This is a genomic window from Segeticoccus rhizosphaerae (genome assembly GCF_009192725.1).
Classification (GTDB): Bacteria; Actinomycetota; Actinomycetes; order Actinomycetales; family Dermatophilaceae; genus Segeticoccus; species Segeticoccus rhizosphaerae.
Map to the genome: position 1 here is coordinate 1 of NZ_VOHR01000690.1, position 641 is coordinate 641.

The following is a 641-nucleotide window of genomic DNA, read 5'->3' on the forward strand; positions in this document are numbered from 1 at the left end:
CGGGCGTAGGCCTGGCTGGCGCCCAGCAGGGCGGCGAGGTCGGCACCGCCCAGCCCCTCGAAGTGGCGCCGGTCGGCCATCGGCATCAGCCCCAGCTGATGCAGCCGGCGGGTCAGGGCCCGGGCGGGCAGGTCCAGCCACAGAGCCAGCGCGGCGAAAGCGGGCGCGGTCCACCGCTTCGGGGTCAGCTCCCGCAGCACGTCGCCGGGCATCAGGAAGGCCTCGGCGAAGGCATTCGCCCGGGTCTCAGAGCGGGCACGTTCGGGGGGGACCTGCTCGATGGAGGCGTCGACGTGCAGGCTGTTCTCCTCTTCGGCGAGCAGGTGGCACACCTGGTGGGCCAGCGCGAACCGCTGCCGGCCCGGCCGGTCGGTGGCACCGACCACGGCGATCTTGGCGGTGCGGTCCGACCACGCGGCGCCGTCGAACCACACCGGGGTGGCCACCACGGCCACGTCGATGCCGAAGACGTCCTCCACCAGGGGCGCCAGGTCCTCGGTCAGCCAGTTGCGGCCGGCGCGGGTGATGCGGCGCGCGGCTTCCTCGGCCAGCTGCCAGCCCTGACCGGCCGGGTCGGCATCGGGCCCGGACAGCGCCGGGTGGCACCGCAGGTGAGGCGTTGGTCGCGGCGCGCCAGCGGC

The 641-nt window shown here is 75.4% G+C and carries 1 protein-coding gene; it reads right to left on the reverse strand.

Translation table 11 applies throughout. From position 1 onward, the window contains the following. On the reverse strand, window positions 1–641 hold a 641-nt coding region (locus FRW57_RS22515), incomplete at both ends, for an ImmA/IrrE family metallo-endopeptidase (RefSeq protein WP_152187127.1).